The 21,475-nt window shown below is 69.6% G+C and carries 13 protein-coding genes, 1 pseudogene and 1 riboswitch; of the genes and pseudogenes, 13 read left to right on the forward strand and 1 reads right to left on the reverse strand.

The genetic code is table 11. The annotated features are described in order from the left end of the window. Nucleotides 1-2,637, forward strand: a 2,637-nt coding sequence (dnaE, locus tag ABD156_RS30135) for a DNA polymerase III subunit alpha (RefSeq protein ID WP_344281301.1), incomplete at its 5' end; no start/stop codon positions are given. Nucleotides 2,638-2,682: 45 nt separating this feature from the next. On the opposite strand, the gene ABD156_RS30140 is transcribed toward dnaE, so the two are convergent. Next, nucleotides 2,683-8,145, reverse strand: a complete 5,463-nt coding sequence (locus ABD156_RS30140; protein ID WP_344281304.1) for an ATP-binding protein — start codon at nucleotides 8,143-8,145, stop codon at nucleotides 2,683-2,685. A 508-nt stretch (nucleotides 8,146-8,653) separates the two neighbouring features. Between ABD156_RS30140 and ABD156_RS30145 the strand changes: the two genes are divergently transcribed. The 12 genes and pseudogenes from ABD156_RS30145 (at nucleotide 8,654) to ABD156_RS30200 (ending at nucleotide 21,340) form a co-directional block, all read left to right on the forward strand. Further along, entirely contained in the window at nucleotides 8,654-10,180 is a 1,527-nt protein-coding gene (locus ABD156_RS30145; protein WP_344281307.1) for a sugar ABC transporter ATP-binding protein, read from the forward strand. Continuing rightward, entirely contained in the window at nucleotides 10,177-11,166 is a 990-nt protein-coding gene (locus ABD156_RS30150; RefSeq protein ID WP_344281310.1) for an ABC transporter permease, read from the forward strand. Before ABD156_RS30145 ends, ABD156_RS30150 begins: the two co-directional genes overlap by 4 nt. Before the next feature lie 24 nt (nucleotides 11,167-11,190). Further along, complete coding sequence (locus ABD156_RS30155; protein WP_344281313.1) at nucleotides 11,191-12,201, forward strand: substrate-binding domain-containing protein; 1,011 nt, start codon at nucleotides 11,191-11,193, stop codon at nucleotides 12,199-12,201. A 3-nt stretch (nucleotides 12,202-12,204) separates the two neighbouring features. Further along, on the forward strand, nucleotides 12,205-13,611 hold the full coding sequence (locus ABD156_RS30160; protein ID WP_344281315.1) for an L-fucose/L-arabinose isomerase family protein: 1,407 nt from the start codon (nucleotides 12,205-12,207) through the stop codon (nucleotides 13,609-13,611). 662 nt (nucleotides 13,612-14,273) lie between these two features. Further along, a complete protein-coding gene (locus tag ABD156_RS30165; RefSeq protein WP_344281318.1) occupies nucleotides 14,274-14,579 on the forward strand; it encodes a hypothetical protein in 306 nt (101 codons plus the stop codon). 394 nt (nucleotides 14,580-14,973) lie between these two features. Further along, a complete protein-coding gene (locus ABD156_RS30170; protein WP_037818751.1) occupies nucleotides 14,974-15,387 on the forward strand; it encodes an SsgA family sporulation/cell division regulator in 414 nt (137 codons plus the stop codon). 680 nt (nucleotides 15,388-16,067) lie between these two features. Further along, nucleotides 16,068-16,403 carry an STAS domain-containing protein gene (locus ABD156_RS30175; protein WP_344281326.1) on the forward strand — a complete coding sequence of 112 codons (336 nt, stop codon included), beginning with the start codon at nucleotides 16,068-16,070 and terminating at the stop codon, nucleotides 16,401-16,403. 43 nt (nucleotides 16,404-16,446) lie between these two features. Continuing rightward, a complete protein-coding gene (locus tag ABD156_RS30180; RefSeq protein ID WP_344281329.1) occupies nucleotides 16,447-17,286 on the forward strand; it encodes an aldo/keto reductase in 840 nt (279 codons plus the stop codon). A gap of 47 nt (nucleotides 17,287-17,333) precedes the next feature. Continuing rightward, nucleotides 17,334-18,350, forward strand: a complete 1,017-nt coding sequence (locus ABD156_RS30185; protein ID WP_377928029.1) for a glycosyltransferase family 4 protein — start codon at nucleotides 17,334-17,336, stop codon at nucleotides 18,348-18,350. Continuing rightward, nucleotides 18,350-19,111, forward strand: a pseudogene (locus ABD156_RS30190) (lysylphosphatidylglycerol synthase transmembrane domain-containing protein); the annotation flags it as partial. The gene ABD156_RS30185 and the pseudogene ABD156_RS30190, both read left to right, overlap by 1 nt. A gap of 251 nt (nucleotides 19,112-19,362) precedes the next feature. Next, on the forward strand, nucleotides 19,363-20,733 hold the full coding sequence (locus ABD156_RS30195) for a carboxylesterase/lipase family protein (protein WP_344281332.1): 1,371 nt from the start codon (nucleotides 19,363-19,365) through the stop codon (nucleotides 20,731-20,733). A 4-nt stretch (nucleotides 20,734-20,737) separates the two neighbouring features. Then, entirely contained in the window at nucleotides 20,738-21,340 is a 603-nt protein-coding gene (locus tag ABD156_RS30200; protein ID WP_344281335.1) for a maleylpyruvate isomerase N-terminal domain-containing protein, read from the forward strand. A gap of 44 nt (nucleotides 21,341-21,384) precedes the next feature. Continuing rightward, nucleotides 21,385-21,461, forward strand: a riboswitch (S-adenosyl-L-homocysteine riboswitch). Nucleotides 21,462-21,475 lie beyond the last annotated feature (14 nt).

The raw sequence follows: 21,475 nt of genomic DNA on the forward strand, positions 1-21,475 counted from the left end.
GAGGACGTGTACACGCACAAGGACCGGATGCCGGTCTTCGACGTCCCCGAAGGCCACACCGAAGCCACCTGGCTGCATCACGACGTAATGGCCGGGCTAGCGCACCGGTTGCCGGACGGGGTGCCCGAAGAGTACCGGGAGCGCGCCGAGTATGAGCTCAAGGTCATTGTGGACAAAGGGTTTCCCGGATACTTCCTGATCACTGCCGACCTGATGACGCACGCCCGCGAGGCGGGAATCCGGGTGGGTCCGGGTCGCGGGTCGGCGGCGGGATCGCTGGTCGCGTACGCGCTGCGCATCACCAACCTCGATCCGATCCGGCACGGTCTGCTCTTCGAACGCTTCCTGAACCCGGAACGGGTGTCCATGCCGGACATCGACATGGACTTCGACGATCGCCGCCGCGGCGAGATGATCCGGTACGCCACCGAGAAATACGGCTCCGACCGGATCGCGCAGGTGATCACTTTCGGCACCATCAAAACAAAAGCGGCGATCAAGGACTCCGCGCGGGTCCACTTCGGACAACCCGGGTATTCGATCGCGGACCGGATCTCCAAGGCCTTGCCGCCGCCGGTGGCTGCCAAAGACATTCCGCTGGCGGGAATCGTGGACGCCAAGCACGAGCGTTACGCGGAGGCGGCCGAGGTCCGCACGCTGGTCGAGACCGACGAAGAGTGCAAGACGATCTTCGATACCGCCCGCGGACTGGAGGGCCTGATTCGCAACGCGGGCGTGCACGCCTGCGCGGTGATCATGTCGAGTGAGCCGTTGCTGGACGCGATTCCCTTGTGGCGCAGGGACGACGGGTCGATCATCACCGGCTGGGACTACCCGTCGTGCGAGGCCATCGGCCTGCTCAAGATGGACTTCCTCGGCCTGCGCAACCTCACCGTCATCGGCGACGCGATCGACAACATCCAGGCCAACCGCGGCGAGGACGTCGACCTCGACCGGCTGGCCACCGACGACCCCGAGACCTTCGCCCTGCTGGTCCGTGGCGACAGTCTCGGAGTGTTCCAATTGGACGGTGGCGCGATGCGGGATCTGTTGCGCCGCCTGCGTCCAACCGGGTTCGAGGACATCGTGGCCGTCAACGCGCTCTACCGGCCGGGTCCGATGGCGATGAACACGCACAACAACTACGCCGACCGCAAGAACAAGCGCCAAGCCATCGAACCTATCCATCCGGAACTGGCGGAACCGCTGCGCGAGATCCTCGCCGAAACGCACGGCCTGGTGGTGTATCAGGAACAGATCATGCAGATCGCGCAGAAGGTCGCCGGATACTCGATGGGTCGAGCGGACGTGCTGCGGCGCGCGATGGGTAAGAAGAAAAAGGAAGTCCTCGAGAAGGAATTCGAGGGTTTCCGCGCCGGGATGATCGAGAACGGGTTCTCCGGCGAGGCCGTGCAAGCGTTGTGGGACACGATCCTGCCGTTCGCGGGCTATGCGTTCAACAAGTCGCACGCCGCTGGGTACGCGCTAGTCGGATACTGGACGGCGTATCTGAAGTCGAACTACACCGCGGAGTACATGGCCGCGCTGCTGACGTCGGTCGGTGACAACAAGGACAAGTCGGCGATCTATCTGTCGGAGTGCCGCCGGCTGGGGATCAAGGTGTTGCCGCCGGACGTGAACGAGTCGGCTTTGCGGTTCGCGGCCGTCGGGAGCGACATCCGCTTCGGTCTGGGCGCGGTGCGCAACGTGGGCGCGAACGTGGTGGAGTCGATCATCAAGACGCGCGAGGAGAAGGGCAAGTACTCCTCGTTCACCGAGTTCCTGGACAAGTCGGAGCTGGTGGCCTGCAACAAGCGAGTGATCGAGTCGCTGATCAAGGCGGGCGCGTTCGACTCGATGGGCCACACCCGGCTGTCGATGATCCAGGTGCACGAGGACGCGGTGGAAGCCGTCGTCCCGCTCAAGCGCCAGGAAGCGATGGGCCAATTCGACCTGTTCGGCGGAGAAAACAAAGAACCGGCTTCGTCACCGTTGGCGCACGTGAAATTCACCGCTGAGGAGTGGCCGCGCAAGCAATTGCTGGCGCACGAACGAGACATGCTCGGACTCTACGTTTCGGCCCATCCGCTGGACGGTGCCGAGGGCGTCCTCCGCAAACACGCGCCGCGCACGATCGCGGCGATCATCGACAATCCGCCGAGAGAAGGCGAACTCGTCGTCGCGGGATTGATCACTTCGCTGGAGCGGCGGGTGAACAAAAAAGGCGAACCTTGGGCGATTTGCACGGTCGAGGATTTGGACGCGTCGCTGGAGGTGTTGTTCTTCGCCAAGTCGTACGCGTTGTGCGCGGCGGATCTGGTGGAGGACAACGCGGTGCTCGTGAAGGGCCGGGTGAACTGGCGGGAGGACAAAATGTCGGTCTTCGGGGCGGATCTGGCGCCGCTCGACCTGACGGAACTCGGAGAAACGCCGCTGGTGCTGCACACACGGGCGGAGAAGGTGACGCTGCCGGTGGTGCTGGAGCTGAAGCAGACTTTGCTGGCGCACCAGGGAAACACACCGGTGCACCTGCACGTGGGGGAGCAACGTTACGCACTGGACGGGTACTCGGTCAAGGTGACCCCGGCGCTGCTGGGCGAGGTGAAGACGATCCGGGGAATCACCGTGGCCTCGTGAGTGCTGGAGCCGGTTCTAACCGGCGCCAGCACTCACGAGAACCCGTCAGCCCTTCAGCCCGTGCTCGATCGCCTCGATGATCCGCGGCCGAAGCTGCGCCGTGCTGACGATCGCGTCCACCGACCCGACCTCGACCGCGCGCTGAATGCTGTGCACCCGGTCGAACTCCGAAGCCACCGCGCCGAGCTTCTCAGCCCGCACCGACGACGTAACCTCGGCCAGCTCAGCCGCACAAGCAGCCCGCTCGGCTCCGCTCAGTTCGCCGAGCCGCTTCTGCAATTCGGCCACCCGCGGGTCATTCGCCGTCCGGGTCTTGACCTCACCCGCGAACACCACCGCCGCCGCGGGTGCGCCGCCCAGCACGGAGGCGAACGAACCCTCCAGCGCCAGCACCGTCATGTTCGGGTTCAGCGCCTTCGAGAACACCACGAACGCCCCGCCGTGGTAGCGCGAGATCACCGTGAACACGATCGGGCCCTCGAAGTTCACGATCGCGCGGCCGATCTCGGCCCCGTACTCCAGCTGCAGCTTCTTCATCGACTCCGGCGAGCCGTCGAAGCCGGACAGGTTCGCCAGCACCACCAGCGGACGGTTGCCGCTGGCCGCGTTGATCGCGCGGGCCGCCTTCTTCGACGACTTCGGGAACAGCGTGCCCGCGGTGAACGTGTCCGGGCCGTCGGTGGGCGGGAAGCCGCGGCGCGGCACCGAACGCGACTCGATGCCCAGCAGACACACCGGACGCCCGCCGATGTGCACGTCCTGCACCGCGGCGGTGTCCGCGTCCGCCATGCCCGCCCAGCGTTCCAGCACCGGGTGGTCCTGATCGGACAGTGCGCGCATCACCGTGCGGATGTCGAACGGCTTCTTGCGGTCCGGGTTGTGCTCGGCGGAGAAGATCTGGCCCACCGTGGCGAAATCGCTGCCGACGACGGCGTGCGGGTAGTCCGACACGTCGCGGCCGGCCGGGTCGGTGGTGACCGCCTGGCGCGGGCCCGCTTCGCCCGGCACCACATAGGTGTGCGCGTAGTGCGCCATCAGCACGTCGCGCGCCCCGGCGAGGTTCGGCGCCCAGTACTGCGCCTGGCCGTTCGGGCCCATCACGCGGTCGTAGCCGCCGATGCCGAAGTTGTCCTCGGCCGACACGCCGCCGGAGAAGTCCAGCGACTGCTTGCCGGTGAGCACCATCGCCGAATCCGGCGTCATCACCAGGATGCCCTTGGTGTGCATGAGCATCGTGGCCTCGGCGTTCCAGTACGGCTGCGCGCCCACGGTGATCCCGGCGACCACGATGTTGATCTCGCCGCCGTCCTGGGTGAACTCGACGATCCGCTTCAGCGCGGCCGCGACCCAGTCCATGTTCTCGGTGCCGGACTCCATCGAGATCCGCGCGCCGGAGGACAGCGCGAACCATTCGACCGGAACCTGAAGCTCCTCCGCCAGGTTCAGCGCCGCGATGACCCGCGTGCACTCCGGTTCGGCCAGCGCGCCGAGCGACTTCGTCGGGTCGCCCAGCAGCACCACGCGCTTGACGCCCTCGGGCACGCGTTCGGTCGGCGTGCTGACCACGCCGGCCACCAGCCCGGCCTTGTTCTGCCCGCGCGGCCGGTCGACCGGGACCAGCACGCCGCTGTCGTCGAGGTCATGCTCCGCGAAGGAGCCGCCGCCGGCCAGCAGTTCGGTGAGCTCGTACGGGTACACCGTGTCACGGCGCGCCGCGCGCAGCACCTTCTGCCGGTAGTCGTCCAGCGGCTGCACCGGTTCGGTGCTGGGAGCCTCGACCGACAGCCGCACGCCCGCGCCGACCTCGTTGCGGACCGTCACCGCGATGTCGGTCAGCTCGCCGGTTTCGGCGTTCCGCTGCCGCGCCAGGAACTGGATCTCCTCCAGTCCCGCGCCCGCGGTGGTCGGCAGCACGCGGCGGGCGAGCAGGTTCAGCTCGTCCATCGTCAGCTCGCTCGTCGGCCACACGTAGATGACGATCCGGTTGGTGTCGAACCGGTTCTTCGCCGGACGCCGCGCCTGCGCGTTGCGGACCGCGTCGAGGCACGCGGCGAGCGTGTCCTCGGCCGAGGGCAGCGACACGAGCCTTCCGTCCGCCTCGCGCAGCGGCGTGAGGTCGCGGACCTGCGCCATCGCGATCAGCCGCTCGTCGGCCGGGTTCGCCTTCGCGGTGCCGGTGAACAGGTACACCTCTTCGTCCGCCGAAGGCAGCCGCGTGAGGTCGAATTCCTGCAGCCGCTCCAGCTGCAGCCGCTCGGCCACGCGCGGGTGCAGCCCGCGGATCACCCGGTCCTCGGCGAACCCGGATTCGGTCCGGCGGAAGGTGAAGTGGTGGTGCATCACCGCGCCGCCGCCCCCGGCGACAGTGGTGACGACCCGGTCGACGTCCGCCGGAAGCGGTTGCGCGGCCACGATTTCGCCCAGCTTCGCGGCCATCGCGTCGCTGTCGGGCTGGTCGGTCCACTTCAGATAGACGTCCGCGGCGACCGGCACCCCGGCGTCGGCGGACAGTTCGGCCACCGCGCGCATCGCGTCCGGCAGCTGCGGGAAGTCGACCGCGGTGGTGACCACGCGGGCCGGTTCGGGGTGCTCCGCGGTGACGAACGAGCAGCCCGCGACCTCGCGCACGCGCACGTCGGTGAGCGCCTTGTTGCCGTAGTAGCGCCGGGTCAGCACTTCGAGCATCGGAGCCGGGTCCGCGCCCGGCCGCCCGATTCGCTGGCCGAGCAGCCGCACCAGCGGCTCGTTGCTCGACACCATGCCGGAGATCCGCTCGGCGCGGTCGGCCGCGTCCGGGTTGCGGTCGAGGTAGCTCAGGTGGCCGCGGATCTCGGCGTACACCTCGGCGCGGGCCCGGCGCAGCAGCGGCTGCGCGAACCAGCGGAACACCACGCCTCGGGCGAGGTCGCTGACCGCCGGGAAACGCAGCTGGGTGGCGGCGATCAGGTGCTCCAGCGCGAGCCCGGCCGTTTCGCGCAGCTCGGCCGAGGGCGGGGCCTCGGTCAGCCATTGCCGCAGCAGCGCGGAAACGATCGCGCTGTCGCTCGAAGCCCGTTGCTGGGCAAGGAAAATCCGGAAGACCGCCTCTTCCAGCTCCGGCGTGCGCTCCAGGTCGCCGACGCCGTAGTGGCCGAGCACGCGGCGCAGCCTGCCCTGGAATTTCTCCGGCAGCCCGGCCCGCTCGACGTCGAGGCTCTGCAGGTAGGTGTGGAAGTACTCGCGGGCGCTGTGCACCGGGCTCGACGCGCTGAGGTCGTCCGCGGCGGGCTTGTTCCGGCTCAGCTCGGACAGGTCAGCGAAGACGTCCAGCAGCCCGAGTTCGCCCTCCAGCGGACGCGACGGCAGCTCCGCGCGCGCCGCCAGGTAGCCGCTGAGCACGCGGCCCTGGTCGTGCGGGTCGACGTCGAAGCCGAGCAGCAGGCTGCGCAGGTCCTGGCTGCCGCGCTCCACCAGGTCGGCCGCGCTGGTGCCGTCCTGCTCGGCGGGCAGGTCGATCTCGGCGGTCTCGGCTTCCGCGGCGGCCTCGTCCTCGGCCTCGTCGGCGAGCGGTTCGAGGCGCAGCAGCGGCGCGCCGGTCTCCACCTGGCTGCCGATCGACACCGGCAGTTCCTTGACCCTGGCCCGGAACGGCGCGCGCAGCACCGTCTCCATCTTCATGCTTTCCAGCACGAGCACCGGCGCGCCGGACTCGATCTCGTCGTCCACCGCGACCGGCGTGGCGACCACCAGCGCGGGCGCGGGGGAACGGACGACGCCGCCCTCGTCGCGGCTGATCCGGTGCGTGACGCCGTCGACCTCGACCAGGTGGATCGGCCCGTGCGTGCCGGTGACGAGCCGGAACCGCGTGCCGTTGACGGTGATCTGCCCGCTGTACTCGTCGAAGCGCTCGATCTCGACGTCGGCCGGGTGCACGTCGCCGCCGCCGCTGACGCCGATCCGGAACCGCTTCGGCCCGGTGCGCGCGACCGTGACGCGGTACGAAGCGCCGCGCAGTTTCAGGTCCAGCGGACGGATTTCGTGGCGCACCTGCGGACGGCCGCCGAAAGCGGTGGACAGCAGCCGCTGCCTGCCGACCTCCTCGTCGTCCTCGTAGGCCTCGATCGCCGCCGCGGCGAGCGCGACCGCGGAGTGCCGCGTGGTGACGAGACGGCCTTCGGCGCGGACGCGGTCGATCCAGCCGGTGTCCGCGCTGGCGTCGATCACCTCGGGCTGGTCGAGCAGGTCGAGCACGAAGCTCTTGTTGGTCGCTCCGCCCTCGATGAGCACGGACGTCTCGGCCATCGCCCGGCGCAGCCGCGCGAGCGCCTGGTCGCGGTCGCGGCCGTAGGCGATGATCTTGGCGATCATCGAGTCGAAGTCGGCGGGGATCGTGTCGCCCTCGCTGACGCCGGTGTCGACCCGGATGCCCGGCCCGGCGGGCAGCAGCAGCCGCGCGATGCGGCCCGGGGACGGCGCGAAGTCGCGGTCCGGGTCCTCGGCGTTGAGCCGCGCCTCGACGGCGTGCCCGGACTCGGCGGGCTGCTCGCCTTCGAGCTTGCCGCCGGACGCGACGTGCAGCTGCAGCCGCACCAGGTCGGTGCCGGTGGTGATCTCGGTGATCGGGTGCTCCACCTGGAGCCGGGTGTTGACCTCGAGGAAGGCGAACATCCGGTCGCCGGGGTGGTAGAGGAATTCGACGGTGCACGCGCCGCGGTAGCCGACCGCGACCGCGAGCCGCTCGGCCGACGCCTTCAGCTCGGCGGTCTGGTCCGCCCCGAGCACCGGCGACGCGGACTCCTCGATGATCTTCTGGTTGCGCCGCTGCACCGAGCAGTCGCGGACGCCGAGCGCCCACGCGGTCTCGCCGTCGGAGATCACCTGGACCTCGACGTGCCGCGCGCCGGTGACCAGGCGCTCCAGGAACACGACGCCGCTGCCGAAGGCGCGCAGCGCTTCCTGGCTGGTGCGCTCGTACGCCTCGGTGAGGTCGCCCGCCGACTCGACCTTGCGGATGCCGCGCCCGCCGCCGCCCGCGGTGGCCTTGAGCATCAGCGGGTAGCCGATCTTGTCGCCGGCGGCCAGCGCTTCCTCGAGCGTCGCGACCTCGCCGCCGCTCCACGGAGCGACCGGGACGCCGACCTCTTCGGCGATCAGCTTCGCGCCGATCTTGTCGCCGAGCTTGCGCATCGCGTCCGCGCTCGGGCCGACGAAAGCGACCCCGACCTTCTCGCACAGCTCGGCGAACGCCGGGTCCTCGGCGACGAAGCCCCAGCCGACCCACGCGGCGTCGGCCTTCGTGTCGACCAGCGCCTTCTCCAGCTTGGCGAGGTCGAGATACGGCCGCGCGGAGGCGGGGCCGAGCGAATACGCGACGTCGGCTTCGCGGACGAAAGTCGCGGTGGCGTCCGCGTCCGTGTAGAGCGCGACCGTCTCGATCCGTCGCCCGGTCTCGGCGGACAGGTCCCGGACGGCGTGGATCAGCCGCATCGCGGCCTCTCCGCGATTGACGATGGCGACGCGATTGAACACGGACAAAGCCTCCCAGCGAACCCAACTACACCCACGCACAGCAGGCGACGCCGGACCCGCCGGAACGTCGCCTGTCTTCGTCGTACACATTGCTCCCTTACCGCCGGGTACACCAATGTCGCGGATGACGCATGCCGCGCCTGCCGGTTTGTAGGAACCCGCCAAAAACGGCTCGTGTCACGTCGTCCGGACCTGATTTCTCGCGAGGTATGCCACAAATCACGCCCGCTCGGCCAGAGGCGGCGGCAACTGGACGGCCAGGCGTTTCCAGGGGGTCGGTCAGGGGTTACCCGTAGTTCAGGCGCGGAACCCGGCGGGCGGCGGCCCGCTTCCACAGCGGTCCGTGAAGGGCTCCTTGAGGGAATCAGATTCCCTCAAGGAGCCCTTCACGGACCTTTGCCGATGCCCCGTGGGCAATGGGAAAATGTGACCCTTGACACCCTCCTGAGCTGCCCCTACCGTCGCGGGTAATCGATTTCTCGACGTGGGGCGGGCCGAGAGGCGGGGCATGGGCGACGGCGGCGCGCTGGTCGAACTGGCCGGCGTCAGCAAGACCTACGGCGGGGTGCGTGCCCTGGGCGCGGTGGACTTCACCGCGGCGAAGGGGGAGGTGCACGCACTGCTCGGCGAGAACGGGGCAGGCAAGTCCACGCTGCTGAAGATCTTGTCCGGGGAGGTCGCCGCCGGGGAGGGGGCGATCCGGATCGCGGGGGAGGCGGTCCGGTTCGCCCGTCCGGCCGACGCGCGCCGCGCCGGGGTCGCGATGATCCACCAGGAACTCGACCTCGTTCCCGCGCTTTCGGTGGCGGAGAACGTCTTTCTCGGCCGCGAACCGCACACCCGCGGCGGCACGATCGACCGGCGGCGGATGGTCGCGGCCACGCGCGAGGTGCTGCAGCGCTCCGGCGTCGACCTCGACCCGCGCACGCCGGTCGAACGGCTGCGCACCGGCGAACAGCAACTCGTCACCATTGCGAAAGCGCTGTCGCTCGACGCCCGGATCCTGCTGATGGACGAACCGACGTCGGCGCTGTCGCCGCGCGAGGTGGAGCGGCTGTTCACGGTGATCGACCAGCTGCGCGCCGACGGGGCGGCGATTGTCTATGTGTCGCACCGGATGGACGAGATCGGCCGGGTCGCGGACCGCGCGACGGTGCTGCGCAACGGCGAGGTCGTCGCGGAGTTCAGCGCGGCGGAGCTGACTGCCGAGCGGGCCGCGGAGGCGATGGTGGGCCGTCCGGTGCACCTGATGTTCCGCGCGGACAGTGTGTCCTCGCCGGATCAGGACGATGTGCTCCGGGTGGAGGATCTCGTGGTGCGGCCGCGCGCCGGGCGGCGGGAGCCGGACGGGATCAGTCTCACCGTGCGGGCCGGGGAGATCGTCGGTGTGGCCGGGCTGCTCGGTGCGGGGCGGACGGAGCTGTTGGAGACGCTGTACGGCGCTTCCGGCGGCAAGCTGTTGGGCGGACGGATTTTCTTGCGCGGCAGGGAGTTTCGGCCGCGGTCGCCGCGCAGGTCGCTGCGGTCCGGGATCGCGTTCGTACCCGAGGACCGGCGGATCGCAGGGCTGGCGCTGGAACATTCCGTCGTGGCGAACACCGTTTTGTCCATTGTGGAGCGACTGGCTCGGTTCGGGATCGTTCCCGGCCGTCGCGAACGGACGGTGGCGGGGGAGGAAGCGGGGCGGCTCGGGGTGAAACTGGGGTCGCTCGCCGATCCGGTGGGCTCGCTGTCCGGCGGAAATCAGCAGAAAGTGGTGCTGGGCCGGGCTTTGCTCACCGAACCGGTGTTGCTGATGCTGGACGAACCGACGCGCGGGGTGGACGTGGGGGCGAAGGCGGAGATCTATCGGCTGCTCGGCGAGGCCGCGCGAAGCGGCGTCGGGGTGCTGCTGGCGTCGTCGGAACCGGCTGAGCTGGTCGGGGTGTGCGACCGCGTGGTGGTGCTGCGCGGCGGACGCAGTGCGCACGAACTGGACACGGCCAGTGCCGGCGAGGCGGAATTGCTCGCCGCGTCGATGGGAGACGTCCGGTGAGGGGGCGCGCCGTGCTGGCCGCGGTGTTCCGGTTCCAGAGCGTCTTCGGGCTGGTGCTGGTCTTCGCCGCGGCGATCGTCTTTTCGCCGCATCGCGACGGGGAGCTGGTGTTTCTCGGCAGCGGCAACCTGTTCAACGTCGTCCGCGCGATCTCCGAGATCGGGATCATCGCGGTCGGCATGACGCTGGTGATCCTGGTCGGCGGCATCGATCTGTCGGTGGGCTCGGTGATGGGGCTGGCCAGCGTCGGCGTCGCGCTGCTGCTGACCAGCGGCGGCTGGGGCCTCGTGCCGGGCGTGCTGATCATTCTCGCGCTCGGCTTCGGTTTCGGGCTGCTGCAAGGGATCGCGAGCGCGCGGTTCCGGATCCAGTCGTTCATCGTGACGCTCGCCGGGATGCAGATCGCCCGCGGGATCGCCCGGATGTGGTCCGGCGGCGAGGGCGTTTCGATCACCTACGGCGACGGTCCCGGCCAGGCTCCGGTGCCGTTCTCACTGCTGGGCGAGCGGACTTTCGGCGGCGTGGTCCCGATTCCGGCGCTGTTCTTCGTGGTCGTCGCCGCGCTAGCGGTGCTCGTGCTGCGGGCGAGCGCGTTTTCCCGGCACGTGTACGCGATCGGCGGCAACGAAAAGGCCGCGGTGCTGTCCGGGGTGCCGGTGATCCGGGTGAAGGTGCTGGTCTTCGGTTTGTGCGGGCTGCTCGCCGCGCTGGCCGGGATCGTCCACGCGGGACAGTACAACTTCGGCGGGCCCAACGACGGCACCGGCTACGAGCTGAACGCCATCGCGGCCGTCGTGATCGGCGGAACCAGCCTGTCCGGCGGGCGCGGGTCGGTGTCCGGCACCGTCGCGGGCGCTCTGCTGGTCGGCGTGCTCGACAACATTCTCCAGCTCAACGACATCGATTCGAACGTCCAGCTGATCGTGGTCGGCGCGGTGATCGTGCTCGCCGCGGGCCTGCAGCGGCTGCGCCCGGCCACGGCATAAGGCGTTCGGGGAAAAGAGGAGCAGATGTCCGGCATCATCCGCGGCGGGTCGGTCCTGGCGGGGCTGGCCCTCGTCTCGGCCGTCACCGCCTGCGGCACCACCCACGAGAACGCACCGGGTGCGTCGTCCGGCACCGCGCCGGCCGCGAAGCAGTGCCACGGCCCCAGCGGGAAATACAAAATCGGGATGAGCCAGGCGAATCTCGCCGAGCCGTATCGCGTGCGGATGGACGACGACGTCCGCAAAGCAGCGGCCGGCGTGCCGCAATTCAGCGTCAGCTACGCGGATGCCGCGCAGGACAACGCGAAACAGGTCGAGCAGGTCAACACTTTCCTCACCCAGGGCATCGACCTGCTGATCATCAGCCCGAACGAGGCGACGCCGCTCACCAGCGTCGTGAAGAAGGCTTACGACCAGGGTATTCCGGTTCTGGTCCTGGACCGGAAAGTGGACGGCGACGGGTACACGTCGTTCATCGGCGCGGACAATGTGGACATCGGCCGTCAGGCAGGCAAGTTCTTCGCCGAGAAATTGCTGCCGCACGGCGGAAAAGTCGTCGAGCTGAAGGGGCTCGCCGGGTCGACTCCCGCCAAGGAACGCAGCGACGGATTCAACCAGGGCATCACTGACCGCAACATCACCGTCGTGGGCAGCGCGGACGCGGACTGGTTGCGGGACAAGGGACAACAGCAGGCGGACGCGTTGCTGAAGGCGCACCCGGACGCGCAGGCGATGTTCTCCGAAAACGACCCGATGGCCGAGGGCGCGCGCATCGCCGCGCAGAACGCGGGCCGCGCGGACCTGCCGATCGTCGGCATCGACGGCCTGCCGGTGCCCGAAGGCGGCATCAAAGCGGTAGAGGCCGGCCGCCTGTCCGCGACCTTCATTTACCCGACGGGCGGCAAGGAAGCCGTTGCCGCGGCGAAGAAACTGCTCGTCGATTGCCAGACCGTGCCGAAGACGCAGACCCTGCCCACCCGCCTGGTGACGCGCGACAACGCGGCCCAGGTGTACGCCGAGCTGAACCGGAGCTGACATATGGCGCGAATCGGTGTCCTTGCCGTATCCGACGGCCGCGACCACGTGCACCGGCGGAACACCGGCTTCATCCGGTCCAAAGTGGACGACTTCACCGCGGCGCTGACCGCGGCCGGGCACGACGTCGTCACCGGGGGACTGGTCGCCACGAACACCACCGCGACCGCGGCCGCGCGCTCGGTCGCCGCGAGTTCGGTGGACGTGACGGTGCTGTACTACGCGGTGTGGGCGTTCCCGCACTTCACCATGTTGGCGGCAGACGCGACACCAGGCCCGTTACTGCTGGTCGCGAGCACCGATCCCACTGAGCCAGGTTTGGTCGGAATGCTCGCCGCCGGAGGTGCGCTCGACCAGATCGGCCGCTCGCACACCCGGTTGTGGGGCGCGCCTTCCGACCCGGGGCTGATCGCCGACGTCGGCGCACACGCGAGCGCCGCGGCGGCCGTCGGTTCGTTGCGAGGTTCGACTTTCGGCCGTTTCGGCGGGCGGCCGATGGGGATGAACACCGCGGTGGCCAATACCGATCAATGGATGCGCCAATTCGGTGTGGACGTCGAGGAAATCGACCAGTACGAACTGGTCCGCCGCGCGGAGTCCGGTTCTTCCGCTGAAGCTGTCAGCGGTCGAAAATGGCTGGAACAACACGCCACTGTGCATTATGATGGAGATCGGCTCACCCCGGAATTGCTGGAACGACAACTGCGCCTGTACCTGGCTGTGCGCGATGTCGCGGCGGAGCGGCACCTGGATTTCTCCGGTATCAAAGCACAACCGGAGCTGACGGAGCATTTCGCGACGGCTGATGTCGCCGAGGCGCTGCTCAACGACCCTTACGACTGGAACGGTCCTAAAGCCGTGCATGTCACCGCCACCGAGGCGGACATGGACGGTGCGCTGACCATGCAGCTGATGCACCGGATCACCGGGACGCCAGTGCTTTTCGCCGACGTCCGGCATTACCACCCGGATCGGGACGTGTGGGATTTGTGCAACTCCGGCCAGCACGCGACGTGGTTCGCCGCGCGGAGCGAGGATCCGGCGGAGAATCTGGCCAAGGTGCACCTCTATCCGGAGGTTTTCTTCTTTCCGGCAGGAGGCGCCTCGGTGCAGCACATCGCCGCCCCGGGCCGGATGACCTTGGCGAGGCTGAGCCGGTTGGACGGGGAATACCGGATGCAGTTGATGCTGGGGGAGTTCGAGAACTACGACGAGCGGACGACGGAGGAATTGGTCTCGCGCTCCACGCGGGAATGGCCGCATGCGTTCGCGCGCCTGGACGTGGCCGCGGAGACTTTCTTGTCGCGCTTCGGGGCGAACCACATCCACGCGGTGCCCGGTGATCGGCGGAGGGAGCTAGGCGCAGCTGCTGGATTGATGGGGGTCCGGGTGGAGGAGTGGAGTCGCTGACCGGTTGATCTTGCGGCGCCTGGGGTTTCCGCGGAGGGAGTTGCGGGCGGGTTGATGGGGGTGCGGGTGGAGGAGTGGAGCCGCTGACCGGTTGATCTTGCGGCGCCTGGGGTTTCCGCAGAGGGAGTTGCGGGCGGGTCGATGGGGGAGTGGAGCCGCTGATTGGTTGATGTGCGGTGCCCAGGTTTCCGCAGTGTCCTGCCTGCCTCGGCTCAGTGGGCTGGAATCATGTCCTGACGACCGGACTTCCGCTCGTTTAAGGATTCCTGTTCCCGGGCGCGAGGCGCGCGGGGTGAAACGATGCGGATGGGGCCGGAGTGAGATGCGGTGGGCGGCTGGGATTTCGCCCCCTGCGGCATTCCTCCCGTCCCGTCGAGCCGGATGGAGAGAGGTCTGGAGCGATGCCCAGAGACCTGGAACGCCGCAGAGCAGCGGTCGGCACCCTGCAGCATCCCTGGCCCTGCCTGCCGCGCGGCGAGCTGGAGCGACGCTCGGTGTGGATACTGCGGTTCGGAGATCAGCTTCTCGCCGCCTCCGGCACACCCGCCTCGCCGCGGGGCCAGGTGCGCGGGGCTCGAGTGCCTTGGCCTCCCGGCCCCTGACCGGCTGGGCGCGGGGTTCTGCCGGGGACCGGTCCCGCTCTGGGCGGCTAGCTTCGCGGCATGGACGAAAAGCCGTCGACCAGGGCTGCGACCTCGGCGCTGGTGCTCAGCATTCTCAGCTGGCTCGTGGTCGTCGGGACCCATCCGAGCCGCAGCCGCAGCCTCGGGGACGCGCTCTACTGGGAGCCCGTTCCCGTTCTGGGGCCGCTGGTTCTTCCCCTGCTCGCGATTGTTTTCGGCCACGTCGGGCTGCGCCGGACCCGGCTCGGCAAGGGGCGCGGCAGGGCGGCGACGGCGCTGGTGCTCGGGTATCTGGCGCTTGCGTTCGGGGCGGCCCGGTTTGTCGGCATCGTGGCGGCCTTTTGAGCACAAACGTCCGCGGGGCGGCGGAGCATGCGTCGCCAATCGAGTCGTCGTTCGGGATTGAACCGATTCCGCCCGCTCGGTCTTCGCCATCGTTTTCGCGGCGGAAACCGACCTCCCCGCCGCCTCGGTCGGTCCGCGCTCGTCCGGTGCCACGATCGTGGCGATCCGTTTCCGCAGGTCGAAGGCGTCCGCACCCTGCTGGGGCACTGCCGTGCGCGCTGCCCGTTCCTGCTGTCAATGCTGCCCTTGCGTAGCCAACTGAGACGTAGATCTCCACCGTTGGGGTGAAATCTGCTCGGTTGGGCAGCTTAGGCTCTTACGGCGCGTTACTTATTGAGAAACATTCACTTCGGTCCGGACAGGTTCGCGACCGGGTAACGAAGGAGGCGCCGTCGTGGAAACCGAACCGCAGGTCGTCCGCGCGACGATCATCTTCGGGCTGCGCACGTTCGGGTCCGTCCCGCTGCCGGTGCGCGCCGATTTGGAATACGACCCGGCGGATCCGTTCGCGGTGTCGGTCGGCTACCACGCCGGCGGCGGCGTCGTGCGCTGGCTGTTCGGGCGCGACCTTCTCGCGGACGGCCTGCTCGCCCCCGCGGGCGACGGCGACGTCCAGGTGCGACCGGCCGCCGACGACAGCCGCGTGCTCGTCGAGCTGAACGCGCCGGACGGGTCCGCGGTGCTGGAGGCGGCGGCGAACGAACTCGCCGACTTCCTCGACCGCACCTACGACGAGGTTCCTGTCGGCTCCGAAGACCGTTGCTTCGACTTCGACGAGGAACTGGCGAAGCTCGCCCTCCGCGACTGAAGGTCCAAAATGGACAGCTGCCGCGCGCGGGCAGTTCCGGAGCAAGCGGACTGATCTGCCGCGAGACTGACCGGCAGTTGAGAGCCGGTCTCGATCGACGGCTGCGACACGCGGGAACGTCGCAGCCGCGTGAGTAGCCTGAGAGCCGCTTGCCACGAGAAATGAACCGCCGTCGCTGGGCGGTTCGACTCGGCCGCCGAGCATTGTGCGCCAGCGACGCCGAGCCGATGCGGCAAGCGCGGAGAAGCCCCGATGCGGGGCCGGGTTCGCTTGCTGAAAGAAGGAAACGGCTGCCGATGTGCGCCGCAGCCGGTCGCTGTGCGAATTGACAGCCGCAATGCGAACGGCGAGATCGTGGCGGTCAATCTCGCCAAAGGCTCGCAGCGGGCAGGCATCCCCCAACCAGGTGCCCTCGAGTGAACGCCCAGTGAACGAACCCGAGCCCGCACCACAACCCGGCAAACCCGCCCATCCCGGGCACAGCCCCTGCGCACCCCGTCAACCCGCCGCCGACCAGGCGCCCCCGAACAGGCGGACTCGGCCGTCACGGGAGTGAACCTCCCCGGCACCCGGGTTGACCGCACTCGCAGAACGCGTACGGTCGCCTGTGTTGGCTGTTGTCCGGAACCATACTGCGGTCAGCGCCCCAAGCAGATCTCTGCGAAAGGAGCGCAAACCCCATGACTCCCCACATTCCCGGCGTCACCGCGCCGGTCGAATTGACTGTCCGCGCGGCTCGGCGGGCGGATGCGATCCATCTCGCCCCGGTCGGCGACCTCGACGCGGCCACCGCGCACGTTTTCGAAGAGGCGGTCGCACCGTTGACCGGGCCGGTGGTCGTCGATCTGTCCGGCGTCGCGTTCCTGAGCTGCGCCGGCGTCCGGGCACTGCTCGACGCGCACGAGCGGATCCCCCTGCTCACGGTCGTGCCGGGGCAGGCGCACGCGGTCCGGCGGTGTCTCGCGGTGACCGGCGCGGACGAGATCCTCGGGGTCCGCGAGACCGTCGCTGCCTGATCGAGCGAGTTTCGCCGCCGCCGGGCACGGGTAGGCCGCCGACATGACGATCGAGACGAACCGCGTTCCGCAGCTCGAACTCAACAACGGCGTCCGGATCCCGCAGTTCGGCCTGGGCGTCTTCCAGATCCCGCCGGAGGAAACCGCCGCGAGGGTGCGGGAAGCGCTCGAGGCGGGGTACCGGCACCTCGACACGGCGCAGATGTACCGCAACGAAGAGGGCGTCGGCGCGGGCATCCGCGATTCCGGTGTGCCACGCGGGGAAATCTTCGTCACCACGAAGCTGGCGAACGACGCGCAGGGCCACGACAACGCGATCAACGCGATGGAAGGCAGCCTGCAGCGGCTCGAATTGGACTACGTCGACCTCTACCTGATCCACTGGCCGCTGCCGAAGCAGGACAAGTACGTGGCCACCTGGCACGGCTTCGAGGAACTCCAGCGCGCCGGCAAGGCCCGCGCGATCGGGGTGTCCAACTTCCAGCTCCCGCACCTGGAGCGGCTGGCCGCGGAGTCGGCGACGGTGCCCGCGGTGAACCAGATCGAGCTGCATCCCGCGTTGCAGCAACCGGAATTGCGCGCCTACCACGAGGCCCACGGCATTGTGACCGAGGCGTGGAGCCCGCTCGCCCAAGGCGAAGTGCTCGAAGACCCGCTGCTGGCCGAGCTGGCCGGGAAACACGGCAAGACGCCCGCCCAGATCGTGCTGCGCTGGCATGTGCAGCTCGGCAACGTCGTGTTCCCGAAGTCGTCGTCGCCGAAGCGGATGCGGGAGAACATCGACATCTTCGATTTCTCCCTCAGCGACAGCGACCTCGACGTCCTCAGCGGCCTCGACGAGGGCCGTCGCACGGGCTTCGACCCGGACACCTTCGAAGGCTGAACCAGATCATCCGGTCGCACGTTGTCTCCAGTGAGGAAGGAGGCAGCGTGCGACTGTCCTGTTTCGTGGTGCCCGGCGACATCGACGACCGCGGCGTGCCCAGCGGCGGCAACACCTACGACCGCCGGATGGCCGAGCACCTGCGCGTGGGGCTGCGGCCGGTCGACGGCACGTGGCCGGACCCTGACGACCGCGCACAAAAGCAGCTGGACCAGGTCCTCGCGCAGGTCCCCGACGGCGCGAAAGTGCTGCTCGACGGCCTGGTCGCCTGCGGAGTGCCAGACGTCCTCGCTTCGCACGCGGACCGGCTCGACCTGGCTGTCCTCGTGCATCTGCCGTTAGCCGACGAAACTGGCCTTGACCCGCGGCGCGCGGCTGACCTCGATGCCCGCGAACGCGCAACGCTCCAGGCGGCCCACCAGGTGATCGTCACCAGCGCGGCCGCCGCCCGGGCCGTCGAGACACGCCACGGGCTCGCCAGTGTCCACATCGCACCGCCTGGGACCGACCCGGCGCCGCAAGCGACCGGAACCGACGGGGTTTCCCAGCTGATCTGTGTTGCGGCGGTGACCCCGCGCAAGGGGCAGGACATCCTCCTGAAAGCACTGTCCGAAGTGGACGATCTACGAGTGGACTTCGTCGGCTCGCAAACCCGAAACCCGGCCTACGCCAACAGCTTGAGCCACCCCCGAGCCCGCTTCACCGGCCCGCTCGACGGATCTGCGCTCGAAGCCGTCTACGACCGGGCCGACCTGCTGGTCCTGCCTTCGCGCGCGGAGACCTACGGCATGGTCGTCACGGAGGCGCTCGCGCGCGGCATCCCGGTGCTGGCCTCGGACGTCGGCGGCATCCCCGACGCACTCGGCCGCACCCCGGACGGCGAGCGACCCGGCCTCCTCGTCCCGCCCGGCGACGAAGCAGCGCTCGCGACAGCGCTCCGAAACTGGCGCGAAGACCCTGACCTGCGGAAACGGCTCTATGCTGCGGCTGCCGCGCGAGCGGGGACACTGGAGGGGTGGGCCGCTGCGGCGGCTCGGTTGCGCGGAATCTTGGCGGTGGGTTGATGCGGTGGCTGCGACTGCTGGCCGGGGCCGCGCTCATCGCCGTGCTGTGGTGGCGGCTGGGGACCGGGGCGTTCGCCGGTGGTCTGCGCGCCTTGGGCCCGGTTCCGATCGCGATAGCCCTGGTCATCGGGGTCGTGACGACGCTGGCGAGCGCGGCCCGCTGGCGGCTGGTCGCGGCGCGGCTCGGGTTGCACCTGCCGTTCCGCGAAGCCGTCGGCGACTACTACGGCGCGCAATTCCTCAACGGCGTCCTGCCCGCCGGCGTCCTCGGCGACGTGCACCGCGCGGTGCAGCACGGACGACGCTCTGGCGACGTCGGCCGCGGCATCCGGGCGGTTGTGCTCGAACGCGTCGCCGGGCAAACCGTGGTGGTGGTCGCCGGGCTGGCCGTCGTGGTCTTCCGGCCGGAGCTGCTGCCACGTCAGGTGCTGATCTGCCTGGGGATCGTGGTCGTGGCGCTGGTCGTCGTCGCGGTGGCGATGCGGCAACGGCTCAGGCACGTCTGGGCGGCCGACATCCGGACCGGCGTGCTCGGAGCGTGGCCCGGCGTCACCGGCTGGTCTGTGCTGGCGGTGGCCGGGCATCTGACGTTGTTCGTGGTCGCCGCCCGCGCGGCTGGCGCCACCGCGCCGCTCAGCGTCCTGCTGCCCCTGCTGGTGCTCGCGTTGCTGGCGATGGGCATGCCGCTCAACGTTGGCGGATTCGGCCCGCGCGAGGGCACTGCGGCGGTTTCGTTCGCCGCCGCCGGGCTGGGCGCGGAGCAGGGCGTGACGGTCGCGGTCGGCTACGGCGTGCTCGGTCTGGTCTCGACCCTGCCCGGCGGGGCGGTTCTCGCGCTCCGCCGGATGATCCGGCGGCCGGACCCGGACGCCGGGCCGGTATCGTCCGGCCAGTGGCAGCGGCTTTTCGGGCGATTCGGCGACGGTGGTTCGCGACGCTGGCCGTCGTCCCCGTTCTGGCCGCCTCGGCCTGCGCGGCTTCGGACGCGTCGATCAGCCGGGCAGGCGACGTCGTGCACACCGCCGCCGGCGCCGTGCGCGGCGACGTCACTCCCGATCACCGGCTCTTCCAAGGCATCCCGTACGCGGCCGCACCTGTCGGGCAGCGGCGCTGGCAGCCGCCCGCCCCGGTCGAGCCCTGGGCGGGGGAGCGCGACGCCACGAAACCAGGGCCCCGCTGTCCGCAGGCCGCCGACGGAGCCCTGAACAGCGAAGACTGCCTCTACCTCAACGTCTGGACCCCGCCGACCGGCCAGACCGGGCGGCCCGTCCTGGTGTGGCTGCACGGCGGCGCGTTCCTCACCGGAGGCGGCGACCGCTACGGCGCCGCCCGGCTCGTCGACCGCGGCGACGCGGTGGTCGTCACGCTCAACTACCGGCTCGGCGCGCTCGGCTTCCTCGCCGACCCGTCGCTCGGCCCGGAGCCGGGCAACTACGGCTTCCTCGACCAGCAACAGGCGCTGCTGTGGGTGCGCGACAACATCGAATCCTTCGGCGGCGACCCGAACCAGGTGACGATCGCGGGGGAATCGGCGGGCGGGATGTCGGTGTGCGACCACCTCGTCGCGCCCGGCTCGCGCGGGCTGTTCCGGGCCGCGATCATCCAAAGTGGACCGTGCCAGGCGCAGGCGACGCTTCCCGCCGCCGAAAACAAGAGCGTCGAGTACGCCGCCGCGCGCGGCTGCACCGACCGCAAGACCGCCGCGGAATGCTTGCGCGCGTTGCCCGTCAAGAAACTCCTGGCAGCTCCGGCGTACGGCTCGATCGCGGGCATCGAGATGCCCGGACCGGTCACCGGCGGCTCGGTGCTGCCCGCGAAGGTTCCGGCGACTCCGGTGCCGGTCATGCTGGGCACGACGCACGACGAGTTCACGTATTTCCTCGCCGAGCAGGCGGCGGCCGGTCGCGAAGTCACGCGGCACGGGTATCCGCAAGCGCTTGCCGCCGTGTTCCCGCATGCCGACGCGGTCGCTCGCGAATACCCGGTGGATGCGTTCAGCGGCAACGCTTCTCTCGCGTACGCGGCGGCTGTCACCGATTGGGCGTTCTCCTGTCCGACCGCCAAGCTGGCCAGTTCGCTGCCGAGCGTATCGACGTACGAGTTCAACGACCCGACCTCGCCAGCGGCCGCCGCGCTCCGAGCGCCGTTCCCGCTCGGGGCCACGCACACCGCGGAACTGCCGTACCTGTTCGATTTTGCCGAGCAGCCAACAACGTTCACCCCGGCTCAGCAACGGCTCGCGGACCGGATGGTGGACGACTGGACGGCGTTCGTCCGCGGCGGCCCGACCGGCCAGTCGGTGGCGTACCGGCCGGGCGGCGCGCAGCCGCTGACCGGATTCGCGAAAGATCACCACTGCGGCTTCTGGGCTTCTCTACGCTGACCGCATGACCGTGCGCGCCGAAGACCTCGACGAAGCCCTCACCTGCGTTTCCGCCGCCCTCACGCCCGTCACCGGCGGCGACTGGACGCGGCCGGCGGGCGATCTCGAGTGGGATTGCCGTTACACCGCAGAGCACCTCGGCGACACGCTCCTGTCCTACGCCGCGCAGGTCGTGAGCCGTCCGGCCGACCGTTACGTGCGCTTCCTCGCCAAAACCGAGGACGGCGCGTCCCCGGCCGAACTGCTCGAATTCGCGCTGACCGGCGGCCGTCTGCTCGCCGCCGCGGTCCGGGCCGGCCGGCCGGACGAACGCGCCTACCACCCGACCGGCAACTCCGATCCGGCCGGTTTCGCCGCGATGGGCTGTGTGGAACTCCTGTTGCACGGCGACGACATCGCCCAGGGCCTCGGTGTCGCGATCGATCCGCCGCGCGAGGCCTGCGCCCGCGTCGTCGCGCGGCTTTTCCCTGAGCAGGAGCCGATTCCCGACGCTTGGGACGCGCTTCGCTGGTGCGCCGGCCGGATCGGCCTGCCCGGACGACCGCGGCGGACCGGCTGGAAGTGGCGGGGCAGCCCGCTCGAGGATCGCTCGATTCCCGAGGAGTGAACACGCCTGCCCGCGGGCTGGTCACATCCGGTAGTCTTGACCACCAGGTCGAGAGGCGCTGCAACGGACCGGTGGTCCGCCACGCTCGGCCGGTACCACCATCCAAGGGCGCCTCCGTGGACTCATGCGGAGGTG

It is taken from the genome of Amycolatopsis albidoflavus, from assembly GCF_039525725.1.
Taxonomy (GTDB): Bacteria; Actinomycetota; Actinomycetes; order Mycobacteriales; family Pseudonocardiaceae; genus Amycolatopsis; species Amycolatopsis albidoflava.